At 60.5% G+C, this 20,180-nt stretch carries 15 protein-coding genes and 4 pseudogenes; 5 read left to right on the top strand and 14 right to left on the bottom strand.

Annotated features, from left to right (window positions below; all coding sequences use genetic code 11):
* Positions 1-58 precede the first annotated feature (58 nt).
* Complete coding sequence (locus SAB01S_RS13410; protein WP_327754317.1) at positions 59-295, bottom strand: hypothetical protein; 237 nt, start codon at positions 293-295, stop codon at positions 59-61.
* An 864-nt stretch (positions 296-1,159) separates the two neighbouring features.
* On the opposite strand from SAB01S_RS13410, the gene SAB01S_RS13405 reads away from it, so the two are divergent.
* The 4 genes from SAB01S_RS13405 (at position 1,160) to SAB01S_RS13390 (ending at position 7,380) form a co-directional block, all read left to right on the top strand.
* Positions 1,160-1,450, top strand: coding sequence for a ribbon-helix-helix protein (locus tag SAB01S_RS13405; protein WP_062733591.1), 291 nt, complete (start codon positions 1,160-1,162; stop codon positions 1,448-1,450).
* Complete coding sequence (locus tag SAB01S_RS13400; protein WP_061939499.1) at positions 1,440-3,734, top strand: type IV secretion system DNA-binding domain-containing protein; 2,295 nt, start codon at positions 1,440-1,442, stop codon at positions 3,732-3,734. The genes SAB01S_RS13405 and SAB01S_RS13400 overlap by 11 nt, the downstream gene beginning before the upstream one ends.
* Before the next feature lie 3 nt (positions 3,735-3,737).
* Entirely contained in the window at positions 3,738-6,770 is a 3,033-nt protein-coding gene (gene mobF, locus SAB01S_RS13395) for a MobF family relaxase (protein WP_061939498.1), read from the top strand.
* A 277-nt stretch (positions 6,771-7,047) separates the two neighbouring features.
* On the top strand, positions 7,048-7,380 hold the full coding sequence (locus SAB01S_RS13390) for a hypothetical protein (protein WP_061939495.1): 333 nt from the start codon (positions 7,048-7,050) through the stop codon (positions 7,378-7,380).
* Between the two features lie 121 nt (positions 7,381-7,501).
* On the opposite strand, the pseudogene SAB01S_RS18145 reads toward SAB01S_RS13390, so the two are convergent.
* The 3 genes and pseudogenes from SAB01S_RS18145 to SAB01S_RS13380 form a co-directional block, all read right to left on the bottom strand.
* A pseudogene (locus SAB01S_RS18145) lies at positions 7,502-7,621 on the bottom strand (HU family DNA-binding protein); the annotation flags it as partial.
* A gap of 138 nt (positions 7,622-7,759) precedes the next feature.
* On the bottom strand, positions 7,760-9,232 hold the full coding sequence (ltrA, locus tag SAB01S_RS13385; protein ID WP_061939493.1) for a group II intron reverse transcriptase/maturase: 1,473 nt from the start codon (positions 9,230-9,232) through the stop codon (positions 7,760-7,762).
* A gap of 620 nt (positions 9,233-9,852) precedes the next feature.
* A pseudogene (locus tag SAB01S_RS13380) lies at positions 9,853-10,008 on the bottom strand (HU family DNA-binding protein); the annotation flags it as partial.
* A gap of 174 nt (positions 10,009-10,182) precedes the next feature.
* On the opposite strand from SAB01S_RS13380, the gene SAB01S_RS13375 reads away from it, so the two are divergent.
* Positions 10,183-10,770 carry a hypothetical protein gene (locus SAB01S_RS13375; RefSeq protein ID WP_061939491.1) on the top strand — a complete coding sequence of 196 codons (588 nt, stop codon included), beginning with the start codon at positions 10,183-10,185 and terminating at the stop codon, positions 10,768-10,770.
* Positions 10,771-10,779: 9 nt separating this feature from the next.
* Here the strand turns inward: SAB01S_RS13375 and SAB01S_RS13370 are convergent, their stop codons facing one another.
* The 10 genes and pseudogenes from SAB01S_RS13370 to SAB01S_RS13325 all read right to left on the bottom strand — a co-directional run.
* Positions 10,780-11,028, bottom strand: a complete 249-nt coding sequence (locus SAB01S_RS13370; RefSeq protein WP_062733589.1) for a DUF5818 domain-containing protein — start codon at positions 11,026-11,028, stop codon at positions 10,780-10,782.
* A gap of 54 nt (positions 11,029-11,082) precedes the next feature.
* Positions 11,083-12,420, bottom strand: a complete 1,338-nt coding sequence (locus SAB01S_RS13365) for an anti-phage deoxyguanosine triphosphatase (RefSeq protein ID WP_061939487.1) — start codon at positions 12,418-12,420, stop codon at positions 11,083-11,085.
* Between the two features lie 119 nt (positions 12,421-12,539).
* Positions 12,540-12,836 carry a type II toxin-antitoxin system RelE/ParE family toxin gene (locus SAB01S_RS13360; protein ID WP_061939485.1) on the bottom strand — a complete coding sequence of 99 codons (297 nt, stop codon included), beginning with the start codon at positions 12,834-12,836 and terminating at the stop codon, positions 12,540-12,542.
* On the bottom strand, positions 12,833-13,090 hold the full coding sequence (locus tag SAB01S_RS13355; protein WP_061939483.1) for a type II toxin-antitoxin system ParD family antitoxin: 258 nt from the start codon (positions 13,088-13,090) through the stop codon (positions 12,833-12,835). Before SAB01S_RS13355 ends, SAB01S_RS13360 begins: the two co-directional genes overlap by 4 nt.
* A gap of 518 nt (positions 13,091-13,608) precedes the next feature.
* Complete coding sequence (locus SAB01S_RS13350) at positions 13,609-15,027, bottom strand: ISNCY family transposase (RefSeq protein WP_061939481.1); 1,419 nt, start codon at positions 15,025-15,027, stop codon at positions 13,609-13,611.
* Between the two features lie 168 nt (positions 15,028-15,195).
* Positions 15,196-16,197 carry an IS30 family transposase gene (locus tag SAB01S_RS13345; protein WP_061934287.1) on the bottom strand — a complete coding sequence of 334 codons (1,002 nt, stop codon included), beginning with the start codon at positions 16,195-16,197 and terminating at the stop codon, positions 15,196-15,198.
* A gap of 154 nt (positions 16,198-16,351) precedes the next feature.
* Positions 16,352-17,085 (bottom strand): annotated as a pseudogene (locus SAB01S_RS13340) (IS701 family transposase); the annotation flags it as partial.
* A gap of 45 nt (positions 17,086-17,130) precedes the next feature.
* The gene (locus SAB01S_RS13335) at positions 17,131-18,126 is read right to left on the bottom strand and encodes an IS481 family transposase (RefSeq protein WP_037520950.1); all 996 of its coding nucleotides are present in this window, start codon (positions 18,124-18,126) and stop codon (positions 17,131-17,133) included.
* A gap of 243 nt (positions 18,127-18,369) precedes the next feature.
* Positions 18,370-18,924, bottom strand: a complete 555-nt coding sequence (locus SAB01S_RS13330) for a hypothetical protein (protein WP_008832040.1) — start codon at positions 18,922-18,924, stop codon at positions 18,370-18,372.
* A gap of 242 nt (positions 18,925-19,166) precedes the next feature.
* Positions 19,167-20,180, bottom strand: a pseudogene (locus SAB01S_RS13325) (Tn3 family transposase); the annotation flags it as partial.

The following is a 20,180-nucleotide window of genomic DNA, read 5'->3' as shown; positions in this document are numbered from 1 at the left end:
CAGACCGGGCATCGAGCCCGGCCTGTCCATGTGCTGCCTGCGACCGCGCCGATCGGTTTCACGCTGCCAGGCGCTTTTGAACCTCATCGATGCCCAGCGTCTTGATCCGGCTGAGAATGGTCGTCAGCTTCTTTGGCTCAGCCTTTAGCAATCCCGATTTTTCAACGGCGGCGATCGCCATCTGCCGCTCTTTTTCCTCCAGCGCTTTCAACCGCTCCTGGAGCCTTGTTTGCTCGGCTTCAATCGCCGCGCGTTCCTGTTCCACAGTCTTTGCCATGGGGTATTCCTTGTCCATGAGATAGGGCTCCGGACAAGCCTCTCTATATCCAACCTGAACGAGCAAAGGAAGCCATGCCGGCCTTGGTTGCGTGGCCCGGGATGAGCGGTCATCGGGGGGCATCTTTCTGGGTGAGGTCATGCCGGAGATGAGGGCATCGAACCCTCATCTCCGGGCCGCTGCCAGGGGCAGCGGCGGAGGGGCTGGATGATGATGAACAGGACCGTGGATGGGCATCGGCCCTTGGCGCTCTGCGACAAGTTTGGCGGCTCGGCGGATCGTTCCTCACCGCCGACCGGGGCTCTATTCGCCGGGCCGCAGACACCCCTTGGCAGGGCTGTCGCCTCCCCGAGCTCACGGCGCCGGGGCGATGCCCCGTCGCCGCCCGTTCGGGTCACGATCCCCTGCCGGCTCGACGCGGCCAGGGCCGCGTGGGATTTTCCGAACATTGGTCCTGCTCCGCCCACTTGCAGGCCAGTTTCAGGCCCGCCCCCAGGGCTCGAAGATCGCCTTCTCCACGCCGCATTTCTGGCCGCCCGATGGGCGGTCCAGTCCCCCGCCGGAACGGCTGACCCTCCCATGACATCACCGATCAAAGCGTCCCAAGGCACCAGATTCAAGCCCAAGGATTTAAGCACACCGAACGCACCGGCTGGTGCAAGAAGTCATTGAAAATAAACTATAAATCTCAAAATAATGGGTCGGACAGTGTCTGACAGTTTTGAAAGCCGTAGAAAACCACGCATTTCAGTGGTTTGAGCGTCAGACATTTGCGGACGGCATTTTCTGCAAATTGCTCAATGACTTGCCTCAGGCAAGCAAATCCGCTATGCCTTGCCCTGCCTTTTTAATCCCCACCAGCCACCATAATGGAGGCTGGACGTGACAGGCACATCCCCAAGACTTTCGGTTCGCATCGATCCGCGCCATTTGACGCTCATCGAGGATGTCGCGCGCAAGCAGAATGTGTCGCCCTCGCAGGTGGTGCGCTGGGCCATCGACGCCTATCTCGCCGGCGCCCATGACCATGGTTCCAGCCGTCGTCGTCTGGCCCGGTTGGCCGAGTTTCAGAACCTCGCCCTGGACGTCATCATCCTGGAACAATATCCCGAATTGCGGGAGCGGATGATCGCGGAAACCGACAAGCGCCTGGAGCAATATCATGGCGCATAAGGACATAAGGTCGAACGGCCAGAACATCCCGCTCACCCATCATTCGGCACGCGGCCGGGTGCAGCGCAATTCAGGCAATTTCACTCGCGGCAGCCAGCTTCTCACCCACGAGATGCTGATGTGGTTTTCCGGGGTCAGACTGCCCTTCATCATCTGGTTCTTCGTGTTCGTCGCGGCCTGGTTCGCCATCATGTCGATCCGGCTCGATGAGCATGGCTTCCAGCTCATCTGCATGAAGCTTTATTCAGCGCTCTGGAACTGGGTTGGTCTCGATCCCACGAAGCGGGTCAATGTCACCCTGCCCAATGGCGAGATGCTACGCACGATCATGCCGATGGTGCCGGCCATACCGGCGGTGAAGACCGCTTGGGCGATCGCCATGCGGGGTCTGCTCGGCTCCTTTTTCATCTCGCTGTTTATCGTCGCGCCGCTCTCGATCTGGTTCGTCGACCTGTCGCGCCGACGCGGGAAATCGATCCTTCAGGAGCGGCATGAACGCGGTGCCATGCTGGTCGATGTCGACCTGCTGCGTGGCGAGATCAATCAGCATAATCTGACGAAATATGAGGAGGACGTCGCAGCGCTGTGCCGGGGTCTGTCGCCGGGCCAAGTATTGCGACTTCCCTTTGCCGAGCGGAAGGGCAGGGGCATCCACCACCCCTATAGTCTCGCCGGTGTTCCCTATCCGCACCGGATGGAACAGTCGCACACCATGCTGATCGGCACCACTGGATCGGGCAAGACCACGGAGCTGCGCAGCCTCGTCTCGCAGATGCGGGCGCGCGCCGACAGCGCAGTGATTTTCGACCTGACCGGCGCCTATGTCGAGGCCTTCTATGAACCTGAGCGGGACACGATCCTCAACCCCATGGATGCGCGATGCCCGGCCTGGTCGATCTTCAACGACTGCGCCACCCATAGCGAATTTACCGCCGCCGCCGCCGCGCTGATCCCGTCCGACGGCGGCTCCTCCGAACCCTTCTGGGCACTGGCGGCACGGACCCTCTTCATTGAGATGTGCGTGCGCCTCATCGAGCGCGGCCAGGCCACCAATCTGGCCCTGGCCGAAAATCTGATGACCGCTGATCTGAAACGCGTCCATCGCTTCCTCACCAACACCATCGCCGATCCTCTCACCGCGCCGGAGGCGGCTCGCATGGCGGAGTCCATCCGCGCGGTTTTCAACACCAATGCGCAGGTGTTGCGCTTCTTGCCGGAAGAGGGGGAAGCCTTCTCGATCCGGCAATGGATGACCCAGGAAAAGCGTCCGGGCTCGATCCTGTTCATCACCTCCAACTATGTCGATCTGCCGATGAACAAGGCGCTGCTGACGCTGTGGATGGACCTTGCCATCAACACGCTCATGACCATGCCACGCACGCGCAATTTACGCACTTGGTTCATGTTCGATGAGCTGGGCGCGCTGCACCGGTTGCCCGCGATCGAAAACGGGCTTCAGACCGCCCGCGCCTTTGGCGGAGCAATGATCCTCGGCATCCACAGTTTCGAGAAATTGGTCGAAGTGTATGGCGAGCAGGGCGCCCGTAATCTGGCATCTCTGGCGCGCACCAAGTTGATCCTCGCCACGGCGGATCTCGACACGGCCGAGCAGTGCGCGCGCTATATCGGCAATCGAGAAGTACGGCAGATGGATGAGGCCTATAGCTACGGCTACAACCAGACGCGCGATGCCTCCACCCTGACACCGCGCAAGCAGGTCGAGCCGCTCGTCATCGCCGACGACATCACCAACCTGCCGTCCATGCACGGCTTTGTGAAATTCCCCGACGGATTTCCCGCGGCCCGGATTCTCCTCCAGTGGAAGGACTATCCGCAGGTGGCGCAAGGGTTCGTCCGCTGTGCCCATGTGAACCCGGTTCGCTCGAAGCGAACCGACGCCCTGTTCGCGGAAGAGGGGGGTGAGGCAGGCGGCCGGGATGGCGCGGCGCAGATTGTCGAGGAGGTGCCCGATCCCGAAGTCAATCTTGCCAAGGAGATGGCCGCCCGCATCCTGTTCGGAGAGAGAAATGAAGAGCATGAAGCAGCCCGGCGGGCTGCCGATCGCGACCAGCCCGAACCTAGCAGAGTGGCCCCTCGTCATGCGGCGGACCGGGCGCTCGCAGACCGCGCCGATCCGGCAACGGGTCAGCCCGTCGGACGGGCAGGGCAGGGGAGCAGTCAGCCATCCCCGCGCGCGCCGGCGGAGGATCAGTCGCTCATTGAGATGCGGCAGGATTTTTCGGGCGGCAAGGATCTTGGCGACAGCGCGGATTGGGGGATATGATCCATGCTGTCGATCGCCTCTGTCCGCTCCGCATCGGGCGCCGCCAACTATTTCGCGCAGGACAATTATTACACCGTCGAGGGCTCGTCGGAACTCAGCCTCTGGGAAGGGGAGGGCGCCCGCGACCTGGGCCTGGCGGGCGAGGTTGGCAAGGATGCGTTCGAGGCAATCCTCAAGGGAGAATTGCCCTCGGGCGAACAGGTCGGGCAGGTCGAGAACCGACGCGCCGGCTATGACCTCACCTTCTCCATGCCCAAGTCCGCCTCGGTCATGGCCTATGTCGCGGGCGACCGCCGCATTCTCGCCGCCAATATGTCCGCGGTGAAGGCGACCATGGCCTGGGTCGAGAAGAATTTGGCGGAAGGCCGCAAGGACCAGGAGGGGCGCAAGGTTCCGATCCCGACCGGCAATCTCGTCTATGCCCTGTTCGAGCATGATACCAGCCGGGCGCTTGATCCGCAGGGGCATATCCACGCCGTCATCGCGAACCTCACCAAGATGCTGGATGGCAAATGGCAGGCGCTCCATGCCGACAGGATCTGGAGCAACAACAGCGTGATCGGCGCCATCTATCATGCCTATCTGCGCGGCGAGATCGAGAAGCTCGGCTATGGCGTCGACCTGAAGGGAAAGCACGGCACCTTCGAGATTACCGGTGTCCCGCAACCGGTGATCGACGCGTACAGCCAGCGGCGGCAGGACATATTGGAGAAGGCGACGGAACTGGGCCTTAAATCTCCCGAGGCGCTGCGCGAAATTACCACGCGCACCCGTGATCCCAAGCTCAACGTCGAGGATCGCGCGGCCCTGCTTCAGGGCTGGAAGGACAAGGGTGAAGGCCTTGGCTTTACCGGGCAGGAATTGCGGGAGGCAGCGATCCTGCGGAGCGCGGGCCACGAAGCAGCCGGGCGTCTGGAAACCGGCTATCGCGCCATCCGCGACGCGGTTGCCGGAGCATGGCATGCGGTGGGCGCCGTGTTGTCCCATGATGATCCGCTGGTCGATCGCCGGATCGCCCGCATCGTGCAAAGCCCCGCGGCGGGCCGCGCGCAGCTGGCGGTCGCCTCGGCGGTGCGGATCCATGGCGAGCGGGAAGCCGCGTTCGAACAGCATAAGCTTGCCAAGACCGCGCTCGACCTCGGGTTGAAGGGCGTGACCATCGAGCATGTCGAACGGCGGATCGGGCAGCTCGTCGACAAGGGACTGTTGCTCCGCGGGGTGGAGCGCGCCGCCCCTATGTTAACCACGAGGGAGGCGCTCGCGACCGAAGAGAATATCCTGGCCCTGGTGGAGGCGAGCAAGGGGCAGGCAGCGCCCATGCTCGATCCTGCCGAGGCGCCGCAGCGCCTGCAGCAGGCAAGCAGTCATCCGCTCAACCCTGGTCAGCTGGGCTCCGCCACGCTGATCGTCAGTTCCTCCGATCGGACGATCTCGATCCAGGGCGTCGCGGGCGCCGGCAAATCAACGATGCTCTCGGCGGTCGCACGGGTTGCGGAAGGGGAGGGGCGCAAGATTCTCGGCCTCGCCGTTCAGAACAAGATGGTCGCCGACATGAAGGAAGGCGCAGGCATCGAGGCACAGACGATCGCCTCCTTTGTTCTCGCCCATGAACGCTTCGTGGCGCGGCGCGAGGGTCCTGCCTATGAGGTGGCCCGCGAGCGTATGGAGGGCGCCATGCTGGTGGTGGACGAGACCTCGATGGTGTCGTCCCGCGACATGCTGAGCCTACACCAGATTGTCGCGGCGCTGGGGATCGAGCAGTTGGTTCTGGTCGGTGATCGCCAGCAACTCTCTTCGATCGATGCCGGCAAGGCCTTCGCCATGATCCAGGCAGGCGGCGGCACGATGGCGCGCATGGACCAGAATATCCGCCAGCGCACCGACGAACTGCGCGCCGTCGCGGCGCTGGCCAATCTCGGCAAGGCCAGCCAGGCCATGAAAGTGCTGGGCGACAAGGTGGTTGAGAGCGCTGCCCCAGCGGACGAAGCCGCCGATCGCTGGCTGTCTTTGTCGCCACAGGAGCGCGCCGCGACGGCAGTGTTCGCCTCGGGACGCGAAACCCGGCAGGCGATCAATGAGTGCATCCAGGCGGGCCTTTCCGCAGAGGGCACCCTCAAGGGCGAGGGCATCCACCTTACCATCTTCGAGCGCGTCAACATGACTCGCGAAGAATTGCGCTATGCCGCCAATTACCGTGCCGGACAGGTGCTGGAGGTTGGGCGGGGCGGCGCGAACGATGTCGGGCTCAAGGCCGGACGCTATGATGTCCTCAAGGTTCATGCCAATGGCCGGGTCGATCTCACCGATGGCCGCCGCAAGATCCGGTTCGATCCCGCCCGGCTGTCCCCCACCGAGCAGCGCGACCGGTTGCAACTTTCCGAAAAGAAGGGCCTGCATCTCCGAGAAGGCGACACGATCCGCTGGACGGCGAAGGACAAGCCGCGAGAACTGTGGAACGCCGCCATCGCGCGCGTTGTCCGCGTCGACGCCACCGGCGTTACCGTCAATCTCGGGCAGGACAAACAGCTGACCCTGGCGGTGGGCGATCCGATGCTCTCGCGCCTTGACCTTGCCTATAGCCTCAACATGCACATGGCCCAGGGGATCACGACCGACAAGGCGATCACGGTCATGGCGAGCCATGAGCGCAACCTCTCGAACCAGCGCCTGTTCAATGTGGGGGTCACGCGCGTGCGTGACGAACTGACCATGATCGTCGACGACAAGGAAAAGCTGGCGCGCCAGCTCGACCATAATCCGGGAAACAAGACCTCCGCGCTGGAGACCCTGGGGCGGCTTGCAATTGACGGACCCCAGGCGCGAGGCCCTGCCAAGTTCGACCCTGGTCCGGTTGAAGGGGTGACCACGGGCGCTGGTTCCCATCCCGCGGACTTCCCCGCCGATCTTCCGCCGCTGCCGGACAATTGCGGCAAGCCAGTCGACCCCAGAGACGGGCATGGTCCGCCAGCACAAGGCCAGGATCGCGCCGACCTCCTGCCGCCGCTGCCCGAGCGCGGCCTGGGCCTAGATTTGTGACCTTGATTCTCACGAAGGAGCATCGTCATGAAATATGCATTTCCCGCGCTCGCTGTCCTTTCCCTCGCGACCTCCCCGCTCGCTGCGCAAAAGCTGGGCAAGGGTGGCACGTCGATGAGACATCCAGCCTCCCGCAATGCGCGCAGCCTTTGGGTACGGTGGCGCTCGTGGAAGACAAGGTGCCGGCGCTCGATGATCAACTGCCGCCGGGTATGCGCGAAAGAACAGGTCGGAAGTCGCCCAGCTCATCGGCGCAGAGCATGATCGGCCCGAAACCATGGAGGAGACGCTCGAGCGCATCCTCATTCTTGAGCATGGCGCGAACCAATATGCGCGCGTCATCGCTGACGAGCTCGATGCACCGGAATTGAGGAGCGTCATCGACAGAGCCGAAGAGCCGGCGTTACGCTACGTGGTGGATATGTGCCTGGAAGGGCGCAAGGCAGTGGTGAAAACCGAGCTGGAGTTCGTCAATCGCTACCTTAATGCCCCGGGTCACATTTCCGTGCCGGGCGATCCGGGCGGGATTTTTGATCGAACGAAATTCGAGCTTGGGGAGATCGACTGGGCTCTGGTCGATGCCATGATGCTGGAGTGGCACTTCTTCTGATCAGTGCGATCGACGTCTGGCCTTGAGTGACCCATGTGTCACTTTACCTGCGTTGAAAAAGTGACATGCAATTTTGTGATGGGAAGGGCCGTTGAACCGTCGTTCGGCGGCCCTTCACGGCTTACCCGTTCACTTGGTCCTTGAGCGCCTTGCCAGGCGTGAAGGTCAGCTTCTTCGACGCAGCGATCTGGATCGTCGCACCGGTCGAAGGATTGCGGCCTTCGCGGGCCGGGCTGTCCTGTCGGGTAGGAGCGACCCGTTACCGGACCGCTCCCCCCTTAGAACTGCACGTGCAAGTTTCCCTGCATGCAGCTCAAGCCTCCACGAAGCCCTGTGTGACCAGAGCCACCAGTCCCCTCGATCAAGGGGCGGATGCGGGTCATCCGAGGTCTGCCGGTAGATCCGTGGGTCGGCTGCGCCTTGCGGCGAAGTAACCGTCCCAGACCGGATCAAACGGATTGGCAGCAGCCCGGATTTTGCAATGGCGACGGATGGGAACGTCGGCTGCATTCAGCAACCGTGTGAACGTGACGTTTCCTCCGTCGTCCTTCACGCCTGCGCGGAACACCCAGTCGCGCGTGCCTTCCCGAATGAAGTAACGCCCCTTCACCCAACGACGCGGTTTGTTCGGGTGCCTACGACAGGCCCACTGCCAGAGACACTTCCAGATGAGGTGATCGACCTTTCGGAAGGTTTCCTTCGCCACCTGGTTGTGATGATAATTGGTCCAACCCCGTATGACAGGGTTGAGTCGCCATATCAGATGCTCCTGCCTTATGCTGGCGGCGGATTTGATAATCGTTCGGATTTTGCGCATGAACGCCGCCACGTTCTTCTTGGCGGGTTTGATGTGGGTGTGCCCATCATATCTGCGCACGTTCCAGCCGAGGAAGTCGAAGCCTTCCTCGACCCGCACGAGGCGAGTCTTTTCTTCAGACAGGGATAGACCCCGTGCAGATAGAAATTCCTCTACCAAAGTCCTTGCCTCCTCCAGCACTTCTCTCGATGCACCAGTAATGACAAAGTCATCGGCGTAACGTATCATATTGACCTTGGTGCGTATGTTTCGATGTTTGGGGCCGTAATGAGCCTTTAACATCGTTTCCATTCCGTCCAAGGCCATGTTGGCAAGTGTTGGCGAGATTATTCCGCCTTGCGGAGTTCCCGCTCGAGTTGCGTGCCATTCGCCGTCCTGCATATAACCGGAGTCCAGCCACTTCCGGAGCACCGCCCTGTCCATGGAGATGTTGGCGGTGAGCCAGTCCTTGCTGATTTCGTCGAAGCAGCCAGCAATGTCAGCGTCCAGAACCCATCCCGCCGTCCCCCGTCCCCGCAGTGCAATGAAGCACTGGCGAGCCGCATCACGCGCGGCGCGAAAGGGACGGAAGCCGTATGAGTTAGGGTCTGCCGTGGTTTCCGCGACAGGCAGTAGCGCAAGCAGGTGAAGTGCCTGCATGGCCCTGTCTTTCATCGTCGGAATACCAAGCGGACGCAGCTTTTTGCTATTTGCCTTCGGGATATACACCCGCCTCAGCGGTAGTGGCCGATAGCCCCGCCGTCTGAGCGACAATACTCCTCTGACGCATTTGCCCGGCGTGTCCCAGATGATCCGGTCGACTCCGGGCGTCCTCTTACCTCGATTTTCGGTAACTCGTTTTACGGCAAGAGCCTTGCCGCTGAACGAATGGGTCAGCAGCCGCTGTAAGGCTTGCACCTTACCCCAGCGACCTTCCCGAACTGCCTTCGCGATACGCATTTGCAGCCGTCGCACGGTTCGACGCACCGAGGACCAGTCAATCTGGCTCCAGTCCGCCGTTTCGCGGGAGGCCGCACCAGTCGCTATGACCGTCATTTGCCTGTCCTCCTTTGAGGGTTCTGCATATTTTCTCGCGATGAGAGACCCGTCGGAAGTCTGCTCCTTTTCAGGCGGGGTGATGTTGGCAAGCCGCAACCCCTGTCCAGACCATTACAGCCCGGCCTTCGCTTTCTCCGACATCCTTTACCCGCACCACCGACAGCTTTCCTTGCGGTTGGCCTGCCCACTGCCGGGCGGAGATACGGGCTTACCGTGTTTCATCTAAATAACGGGGGTGGGTTAGACCCTGCCTATTCGCCGGCGGTCTATCTTGTCCGTGTGTCTCCAAAGTAAAGAGAGACATCCGACCGCGCACCTTTTGGTTCAAGCCTATCAGCATCTTTGGCTTGTCAAATTTCACGACGTTTATCAGCAGTTCACTTCAATTAGTCATACCACCCAGCCTAGCGCCCCATCCGCTCTGATGCTTGCAGAAGATACCGCCACCTCACGGCATCGGCACGGCCCGAAGGCCCGGCTACATTGTCCCAGCAGCTTCATACCGGACCGTTACCAGTCCCGCATGTGCCGGTAGGCTACTGATGACGGAACATCAGGTTTGATCCATGAGATTATTCATGCGCAAACAATTATTTAGACGACTTTCACGTCGCACTCACCTTGAACTTGCCGAAGCCGTTCAGCGACACCTCCTGCCCCTTGGCAGCCGCATTGGCGATCGAGCTGAAAACGGCGTCGACATATTTGCGGGCATCGGCCTTGGTGAGGCCCTGGTCGGCAGCCAGGGCTTCGGCGAGATCGGTGTTGTTCATTGGGCATTCTCCCGTTGATGATGCGCAAGGGCATAAGCTGGAAGATGGCCGACCGGAAGAGGGGAATTGCCCCAGAACACGGGGCGTAGCCGGGCAAAGTGACACATGGGTTTTATCTGGCACCGGCGCAGAAAAGGGGATTCACAGCGACTCATCATCTGCTAGATTCCTGATATGTTCTATCAGGCCGACCGTTTCGAGCAACCTCTGCCGTCTGCGAAGAAGCCTGTACGGCCGACGCTCGCGCCAGCGAGCGCAACGCAGCCGGAACTGGTCGATCGTATTGCGGCCGTCACGCGCCGACCGCGCTATGCGCTGCTGGTACTGGAACTCATCGCACGAGAAGCCGGACCCAATGGAAGCCTCGGGCCTTATGTGAGGACCGAGGAGGGGAGGGTGCCTGTTCGCGATTGGCTCTGCCAGGCCTTGGCTCCGCTGGCGAAACGCGATTGCCGGCGCATCGCCATGGTGGAAGCCGTGCGGGGAGAGGTGCTAGGCATGGCGCAGGATGGCGCTGATCCAGCCGAGCTGGAGCGCGCATGTGAGGCGCAGATTCAGGAGCGCATCATCCGTTCCGGTCGAACCAGTGTGAGCCGGGCGGTTTCGGATCTGGTGAAGGCCGGCCTGCTGCGGCGGCATTATCAGGGCTACCGCGTCGATCATCCCAATCGCGGTGCGCAGCGAGAAGCGGTCTACACGATCACCGCCGAGGTTAGGCGGACGCTTCGGCGACACCGAGCGATACCGCTACATGGCGGGTGAGGAAAGGGTTCATTGAAACGGCCCGTTCGCTTCAATCCAGTTGACCGCGATCGCTTCCGCGCCCGTCCTGATGCCTTCGACCACCACGTTCGATTGAAGAAGATGAACGACATTTTTAAGAAGGCCGACCTCCCAAAGCGCACCATTGCGCGCTTGGACATAGGGATTGACCGCACCTGCGACGAGGACGCCTTCGAGGCGGAAATATGAACCGATATTCATGTGGCGCAGGTAGCCTGCCTCCTGTGACATCGCCATGACGCATCCCCGGCGCGTGCAAATAAGCGGACGGAGCGAGGCACACCGCTCCTGTCAGAGACGGTCGAACACCGAACCCAAGCGTGGGGAAAACAACCGCTCATATGTTTTGAGCAGATGCGTGTCGGTCATCGCTGCAACATAATCGCAGATGATGCGCAGGTCGCCGCCCGCTGCCTCAAACTTCAAAAGCTCTTCGCGGGGGAGAAGCCGGACCGGGTCGGCCTGCATGGCTTCAAAAACGGCGATGACCATCCCCTGACCCTTGAACTCCAGATGCTGGACCCCGGGGCTGGTGATGACTTCCCGCACGACGAAATTTTGCAGGACGTCGAGGAACTGACGCTCGCCTTCCCGTACCCGGACGCGGTAACGCAGCAATGGCTCGGCAAAGGCGTCCAGTTCGACATATTCCACGGCGGTGAGAAAATGGTGGACCAGCCGTCCGATGAAGCGCTTGCGCGAGGCAGCGCCGCCGAATAAACCGTCTATCATCTGCGAGAAGACGTCATTGGCGCTCTCGCCCGGATATTTTTCCTTGAGGGCGTCGAGAAAAGTCGGGCAGCGATCCTGCAGCGCGGCGGCAAAACGCTCCCGCGTGACGAGGTCAAGGGCGATCGCATCTTCCAGATCATGGACGCCATAAGCGATGTCGTCGGCCGTATCCATGATGGAGCAATCGAGCGATTTGTGGATGGACCGACCATGCTTGCCGGGCTGGGGCGCGAACGTCTGGAATGTTTCGCGATCCTCATTGTCCAGCGGCGCAAGAATCCAGTCGACAACGTCCTGCTCGCTATCATGATAGCACTTGGGGGGCTTGCACGCCTTGCCGTCGAGTATCTTGATGGTGGTCGGGCCGGTGACGAGGGCAGGGATGATCGCCGGATTGCTCACTCGGCTGAAGGCGACGGGATATTTCAGGATGCCGAGCATGGTCCGGCGCGTCAGGTTCGCCCCGGCATGGGAGGAGAAATGCTCCAGTCGGCCCAATATTCTCAACGTCTGGCCATTCCCCTCGAACCCGCCTGCATCGCGCATGCAATAGTTGAGCGCGATCTCACCGCCATGGCCGAAGGGAGGATGGCCGAAATCATGGGTGCAACCGATCGAATGGATGGTCCCGCGGTCGGGCAGGAGCGAGGCGGCGGGGTGATCGGGGATGCTCTTGCCGAGTTGGCGGGCTATTCCGCCTGCAATCTGCGCGACTTCTAGCGAGTGGGTCAGGCGCGTCCGGTAGAAGTCGCTGTCGCCGAGATTCAAAATCTGCGTCTTGCCTTGCAGTCGGCGGAACGCGGCCGAGTGGATGACGCGAGAGTAATAGACATCCCCGTCATCGCGGGCATCTTCACTCTGTGGATTCCAGCCCTCGCGGCGCGCTGACCAGCTCATGGGCGGCGGCAGGCCATGCCTGCTGCGGCGCTGGTGATGGTCGTCATCGGTGGGCTCATGATGTGGTCCAGGTCCAAAGACAGTTGGTAAAAAGAGAGGGGCATTGAAGCAGTTAATAGTCAGTCTGGAAAAAGCATCGCTCCGTAATCCTGAGCGCCATGCAGGATGTGAACAATGACGACCTTGTCCGCTTCCACGCGATAGAAGATCAGATAATTTCCATGCCCGCGGCGCCGCACGCCCAGTCCTTCGAAGCGTGGCACGAGCGGGAAACGTTCAGGATGATTCGACAGGTCCAGGCATTTCTCGCGCAGCTCGCGCAAAAAGCTTATCGCCCGGGCGGGGTTGTCCTGCGCAATATAATCACCGATCGTCTCAAGGTCATGCTCGGCCTCGGCCGAAAGGTGGACGATCATTGAGAGCCGGTATCCATGGCGCGATATTTGTCTTCAAGGCGATCAAACACCGCTTCTGCGGGAGTTGTGTTCCCTGTATCAGCGTCGGCGAGCCCGCGCGCGATCGAAGCATCGAGCGCTGCAAGGCGGGTTTCTCGGTCCTGAATCATGCGCACTCCCTCGCGGAGCACCTCACTTTTCGAATTGTATCGACCGTTCGCGACCAAGCTGGTCACGAACGTTTCAAGCTGCTGTCCAAGATCCGCGCTGATCATCCAAATACCTCCTGACCCGAGGATAGCATCTTATCAACAGTTGATAAAGCGATCTTCGACAGCTTCGGTAGCTGTGCCTACCTCTGGCATTTCTCACAGCGCCGAAAAAATACCGTCATCCGAGGTAATTACCGCACCGCTGGAAAACGGAGCTTGCCATTCAAGGATGGATCCGCAGCATGCTACCGAAATGCCGTAGCTGACCGCAACCGAGCGATTTTCCTGTTCGGATCGAGGAAATGGCTGGGGGATGTGATACCGCCCAAACAGGGGTTCGGCGAACGCAGTGTAAATCGCAAAGGCTAAGAAGCCATATAACATGTTGACAACGCGTACATAAAATGTTCCTGCTACTTAGAGAAGTCACAATCTCTGCCAAATAGAAATGACACTCTTTCGATCAGCAGGGGCTGCGTGGAGCCCTCGAGATAGCGCAGCGCAGACCCTGCTGGAAGCGCGACTTAGATGGGGAAGGGCATGGACCCGCTGCGCACGCAGCGGGCTCGGTCAGCGCGGCCTTAGCGCGCTTTCACGAACTCGAGCGTGCCGCGCGCCCGTAACTCCGCCTGGCTGAGCCGGGGGCCGCGTTTGAGCTTGGCCCCGCCCAACCGGCGCCCATCGATCTTCGCCGGCACCTCCGGTTCCGGGAACAGATGTGTGGGCTGGTCACGACGGGCAGGAGCATTGTTGTTGCGCTGCCGGTGATGCGGGGCGATCGCCTGGATCTGCTTCGCCAGCAGCAAGGCCGCGTCGAGATGGCGGTTCTCCACGATCGCCGGCTGCTTCACCTGCCGCATCTTGTCGAACTGGCGATAGGGCAACACATGGCCTTCATGCTGGATCTCCAGCCGGCCATCAGGATATTCGCACACCATCACTCGCTTGCGCACCAGCTCCCTGGCGATCTCGGTCGGTTCCAGGATGAACATCGCCTTGTTGTAATGGAGTGTCAGCGCCGCCGTGACTGTCCGTTGTTCGCGCCACACCATGATCGCGCGCAGATCGTCATGGAGGGCGAGCGGACGGTGGAGATCGCGACTATCGAAAGCGGGACGAGCGAAGCGGGCATTGTGGCGGACCATATAGCCCGGCAGAAAGGCGTTCGCTTCTTCGATCGAAGATATGCCCTCCAGCCGCATCGCCTTGACCAGCCGATCCTGCAACGTGCCGTTGGCCCGCTCGACCCGGCCCTTGGCCTGCGGCGAGTTGGCGCAGATGATCTCGATGTTCAGCGCGTCCAGCGCGCGGCCGAAATGAGTCATGCCATCCCCGCGCGCCGCGCTGGCGCGGGAATTACGGAAGACGCTGTGCTGATCGGAGTAGAAGGCCACCGGCTTGCCATGCCGCTCGATATATTCGCGCGTCGCTTCCATGTAGGAAAAGGTGCTCTCACTCTCGACCATCTGAAGATGCATCAGTTCACTGGTCGCGTCGTCAATATAGACGAGCAGGGTGCATTGCGGACCACGATCTTCGAACCACCAATGCTTCGAGCCATCGATCTGGACCAGTTCGCCGCGGCAGTCCCGGCGGTAGCGCGGCTGATAGGGGCGCGGACGACGCGCCGCACGGTCCTTCCACAAACCAGCCTCGATCATCAGCTTGCGCAGCGTCTCACGGGAAATATGCACATCATGCCGCTCCGCCAGATACTCGGCAGCCAGCGTCGGCCCAAAATCATGGTAATGCTCCCGAACCAACGCAATCGCATGATCGCGAATTCCGTCGCCGAGCCAGCGGTTGCTACGGCGTCCACGACGTCGGGAAACCAGGCCCGACGCACCGTCCGCGCGCATCCGTATCAGCAATCGATAAACCTGCCGACGCGACAAACCGAGCAGCGTTGCTGCATCCTCGGCCCGCAACTCCCGGCGTTCAACACGTAGCAGAGTATCAAAGCGTGTAAGCTCGCCATGGCTCATGGACACCACCATCATCCGCGCACTCCCTGCATCCAGGGAGCACCATGCCACCAGTGACATCTCTATTTTGCAGAGGGTGACATTTCTATCCGGCGCTGGCGGTTTCCATTTGAAGCGCGACACCCGAGGTGATGCGTAGCATTTCATCCGGGGTGGGGCGAGCCCCACCCCGGATGGCAAAATTTATCCGGCCTTGAGGAGGGCGATCTGTTCTCCCAGGACCTCGTGCGGGGTGCGATAGCCCAGGCACTTGCGGGGTGTGCTGTTGAGGCGATCGGCGACGGCCTGGATCTCTTTGTCCGACAGGAGCGCAATGTCGGTGTTGGAGGGCAGGAAGCGCCGTATTCGGCCATTGCAATTTTCCACGCCGCCTTTCTGCCAGGGCGCGGACGGTAAGCAGAAATAACTGGTGACGCCGAGCCTGTTTCGCAGTGTCGCAAAAGCCGCAAATTCCGTGCCGCGATCAAAGGTGATGCTACGCCGGAGGGAAGGGGGGATGCCGCGCAAATGCCGATCGATCCCGGCCATGACACCGGCAGAATGTCGGCTCGGATTACGCGCGAGGAAGGTGAAGCGGCTGCAGCGTTCGACCAGCGAGGTGAGGTTGGCTTTGCCATATTCTCTCCGGAAGATCAGGAGATCGCCTTCCCAATGTCCGAAGCTGCTGCGATCCGCAATTTCCTGCGGACGTGCGCCGATCGTATTGGCCACAGGAATATGGAGACCGCGTGGCTTACGAGCGTAGCGCTGCCGTCGAGAACGGCGGGCAACGGGAAGATGGCGCCACAGCTTCTGGTGGCGTCCATCAGGTCCATAGACATATTGGTAAATGGTCTCGTGGCACACCGCCTCCCGGTTGCCCCGATGACGCCGCAGGTAACCCGCAATCTGTTCTGGCGACCAGGCGGCCGACAAGCGATCAGCGATATAAGCGGCGAGTTCCGGTTGGCGAGCGATCTTCCCGCCACGAACTCGACGCCCGCGCGCCATGGTCTGTGCGACAGTCGGAAAATAGCCGCGAAACAGCGGATTCTCATCCAGATGGCGGTTGCGCTTGAGCTCTCGATAAATCGTCGAAGGATGCCGACACAGCGCGTCAGCAATTTGCTGTGCTGACCGTCCGGTTGCTGCCAATCGATAAATGTCGCGCCGCTCGTCCAAACCCAGATGCTGATAGCCGTTCATTGCGTGCCTTCCTGGAAAAGGGATCAAACCCTTATAAAACCTAGGATTTCGCACTTCGAAATAGAATCCACCCGCTTACAGGCTCAATAGTCGATAATAAACATTATGTTAAATCAATGCGCTGGCGGCACGAATCTTGCATAAGTGTCTGCGCCGGGTTCTTCGCCCAGGAGCCGAAGTAATGATCGGATTTGACCCCAAGGAAATAGCCCGTGCAGGCTTGGCGCACCGCGCCTTCGACGTCGCCTAGGCCATATACCGCATCTGCCGCTACCCATGAAAAGGGTACATCCGCCGCCAGCGCACGCCTTATCATCTCGACCCAAGGCGGGCTTGGCGGCAAAGGACACAGTCTCTGGAACATGGGTGGCGGCAAGCTTTGTCCGATCACCAGTCCAGCTCTTGGGCAAGTAGAGGGCTCGATCGACAAAGGCATGACCCCGAGCCGAAACATAGGTCGCGAACACCGATCTGGCAGTTTGTTGTCTTGCCTGCCGAACCGGTATATTGGTGTGCGACACCGCAGGTGGCATCGCCCTTCTTAAGGAAGCCGGTCTCGTCGATGGCCAGAACAGCGTCATCTGGGGCAAGGTTCTCTACGACATAGTCACGCACGATGTCTTGAAGACCGTCTGCGTCCCAGCGCCCGCGACCCAGAATGGCCTGCTGTCGCCAGGGCTCAGGATCTCCGGCCGCCTCTGCACGCATCCATCCTGTTTTGCGCCGTTTCTCACCCAACAAACCATCCAGGAAAAGATTGGCCGATGCCGCAACGCGTTCCTGGGTGAATAGCACGCGCATGCGAGCCTTCACGTCCCGCAGCGACGATGCCCAAAGCTCCAGTGTCGTTTCAATCGATGCGCCCGTCATCCACGGCCTCCCTACCATGGAGACCTATTGATTCAGAATTTCAATCAATATGCAACTGTAATGCTAGTTGTCTGGTTGCGACACATCATTGGCGTAATATAGTACGTCGTCGACTTTAGTCATAAGATCGTCCGGTGCCGTCGGCTTGTAAAGAGGATTGGCGAGCGCGGGCATAAGGCCGATCCGCTCCTCTACCTTCTGGCATGGCGAACTGCCGTGGAGCACGCGCTGTCGTCGCCGATTGTAGGCACGGTTGAAGCCGGTCAGCAGGATTTCGAGATCAGCATGGCCGGCGACGTTGATGCCCATCACTTCGCTGGCGATGCGGCCGTTGAAGCGTTCGACCATGCCATTGGTTTGCGGCGTATAGGGTCGCGTCGTGCGGTGAACGACCTTGATCTTCGCGCAGGCGCGTTCGAAATCGTCGGCGGTAAAACAGGATCCCCGGTCTGTCAGCACATGGGTGATGCGGAAGGGGAAAGCCCTTCTGGCGGCCTTGAGGAAGGCGACGGCGTTGGCAGCATTTTCAGCATCGTAGACGGCCAGATGGACGAAGCGTGAGCAGCGATCGATGGCGACATAAAGGAAACGCTTGCGAGTTTCGCCGTCCGCGGTGCGCAGCTTGGGCAGATGTTTGACGTCGATATGGACAAAGCCCAGGTCATAGTCCTGGAAGCGCCCCTGTCCTTTACGCGGCTGCGCCGTGGGCTTGGGCGGTCGTCGATTGAGCCCTTCGGCCTTGAGTACCCTGTAGATGCTGTCGCGATTGAGGTGTGGCAGGAAGTGCCGGAGCACGAAGGTCAGGTCATCCAGGGCAAAGCCTGTCGCCCTGCGTACAGCACAGATGATCGCGCGTTCTTCCTCATTCATACGCCAAGCCAGACGATGGGGCCGACTTGGGCGATCCAGGATCGCCTGCTCTCCTCGCTTGCGCCATTTGCGGACCGTCTCATCGCTGATGCCATAGCGTTTCGCCACGACACTGGCAGGCTCGGTCGAACGGGCAATTTCCGCCCTTACAGCAGGCGTGGTTCGAGCCTGGGGATGTATCTGCACCATCACGAAACCTCATCAGCAAGGACGGCAAAGCGCCACGCGTGATCCGCGATGGCATTCTTTACCATATCCCAATGATGTGTCGCAACCAGACAGCTAGTCCAGTCGTAGAAGCTATTACCACCCTTTGATTCCCTAGTTCAGATGCCTGCACGTATGCCGAACGATCACCATGGGACGCTCGCATCACGATCTAACGGTGATGAAAAGCCATCGTGCTTGCCTATAGAAGGCAAGGAACGCGAGTCACACCCCGGAGCGCAGGGCACGGCGCGCTTCCTCAGTGATGGCGTACATGACCTGACGCTGCGCGCCGCGATTGTGATGATCGACCCGATATCCTTGATATCGCCTTTGGACTAATCCGGCTCGAACCAGTTCTGAGACGGCGCGACTGACGTTAGTTCGACCGGAAATCCGGATGCGCTCGCGTACCAGATCGTCGATCAAGGCGCCTGCTGCCGCGCTATCTTCTGGTAGCGCATTATCGTCCTCCAGCGCGCGTCGAACCTTTCCGGCGATCGCGAGCCGGCGGGGATCGCGCTGGGCGACCGGGGTCAGAGCGTCAGATAACCAGTCTCGAACCGGAATCCGCGTCTCGCCCGCTCGGACGAACGGACCGGCCGAGCCAGTTTTCGCACTCAATTGCGCGATCAGATTCAGCACCATGAAGCTGTACCGGGGGCGCTCGCAAAAGTCGGCCAGTCGCTCGAGGATACCAGGCACGTCGAGCACCGGTTGTTCCGAAACGCTGGCCGGTTCCGAGGTCGCCTCTGTGGCAAAAAGATCAGGCTGAAACATCAGAACATTTGAAGCACAATAAGAACGGAATGTGAATCCGTTATCGACCGGCTAAGGCGGTTGGACCAGTCGTGGCACTTCACCGAAGCGCAGCGGCTATTAGAGCGTGAGGTCACTAACTCGCTAGATCCTCGCTACCCACAGAACTGAGGACCGTGGCACTTTACCGACGGGTGAAGTGCCGCGGTTGGCATGCGATGTCCTCCGCAAAATACGGGCCGTTTGCGGGAGGGAGCGAAATCCTACGCTAAGGATTTTGGCCAGCGATATTCGCCGGTGAGGTTGATTTGCTCCCAAACCAGCGGTGAGAAATGGGCGAGGAGATCGGGTGGGACGGTAGCGCCATTAGCGGATCGACCGGTGACGACATCGCTGAGCTTAATCTTATTCCAGAAGATGATGATGGCGGCGAGGAAGTTCATGCCGGCGATGTGATAATGCTGACCTTCACCCGATCGGTCCCGGATTTCACCGCGCCGATGGAAGCTGATGGCGCGCTTCAGCGCATGATGGGCTTCACCTTTTTTGAGGCCGATCTGGGCCTCGCGCTGCAAACCGGCGTCTAGAGTCCAGTCGATCATGAACAGCGCCCGTTCGACAAGACCGACTTCCCAAAGGGCAAGGGCCAGCTCATTTTGACGAGGATATGAAGCCAGCTTCCGCAGAATCTGGCTGGGGGCGACAATGTCGGCGGCGATCGTGGCCATGACCCGCAGGATGTCGGGCCAGTTCCGCTCGATGAGGGGCTCATTGATCTTCCCGCCTACCAGACCCCGCACATTGGCCGGCGTCGCACCGGGGGTAAAGGCATAGTGTCTTTTCTGTTGCAGGTCGCGGATGCGTGGCGCGAACCTGTAGCCGAGAAGCGAGCAGGCGACGAAGACGTGATCGGTAAATTCGCCCGTATCGGCAATGTGCTGACGGACATGGCGGCCTGCGTCATTCATGAGCAGCCCGTCGAGAATATAGGGTGCCTTTGCTGACGGTCGCCGGGATGACCTGGGTAGCAAACGGCGCGTATTGATCAGAGACATGGCTGTATCCTTTCAAGCCTGGGACATTGCCGTATTTGGCGTTGACCATGTTCATCGCTTCGCCCCGCTCGGTCGCGAGGAAGAACTGTCCGTCGCTGGAGGCGGAGTGCCCCTGTCCCCAGAACGCGGCCATGGGTAGATCGGCATGTGCCTCCAAGATCAAGGCGAGCGCCCGATCATAGGCCCTGCCTTCAACATGCCAACGCGCGCTCCGCAGCAATT

The sequence above is a fragment of the Sphingobium abikonense NBRC 16140 genome, assembly GCF_001598335.1.
In the GTDB taxonomy this organism is placed as follows: domain Bacteria; phylum Pseudomonadota; class Alphaproteobacteria; order Sphingomonadales; family Sphingomonadaceae; genus Sphingobium; species Sphingobium abikonense.
This window is presented reverse-complemented; position numbering and strand designations above follow the sequence as displayed.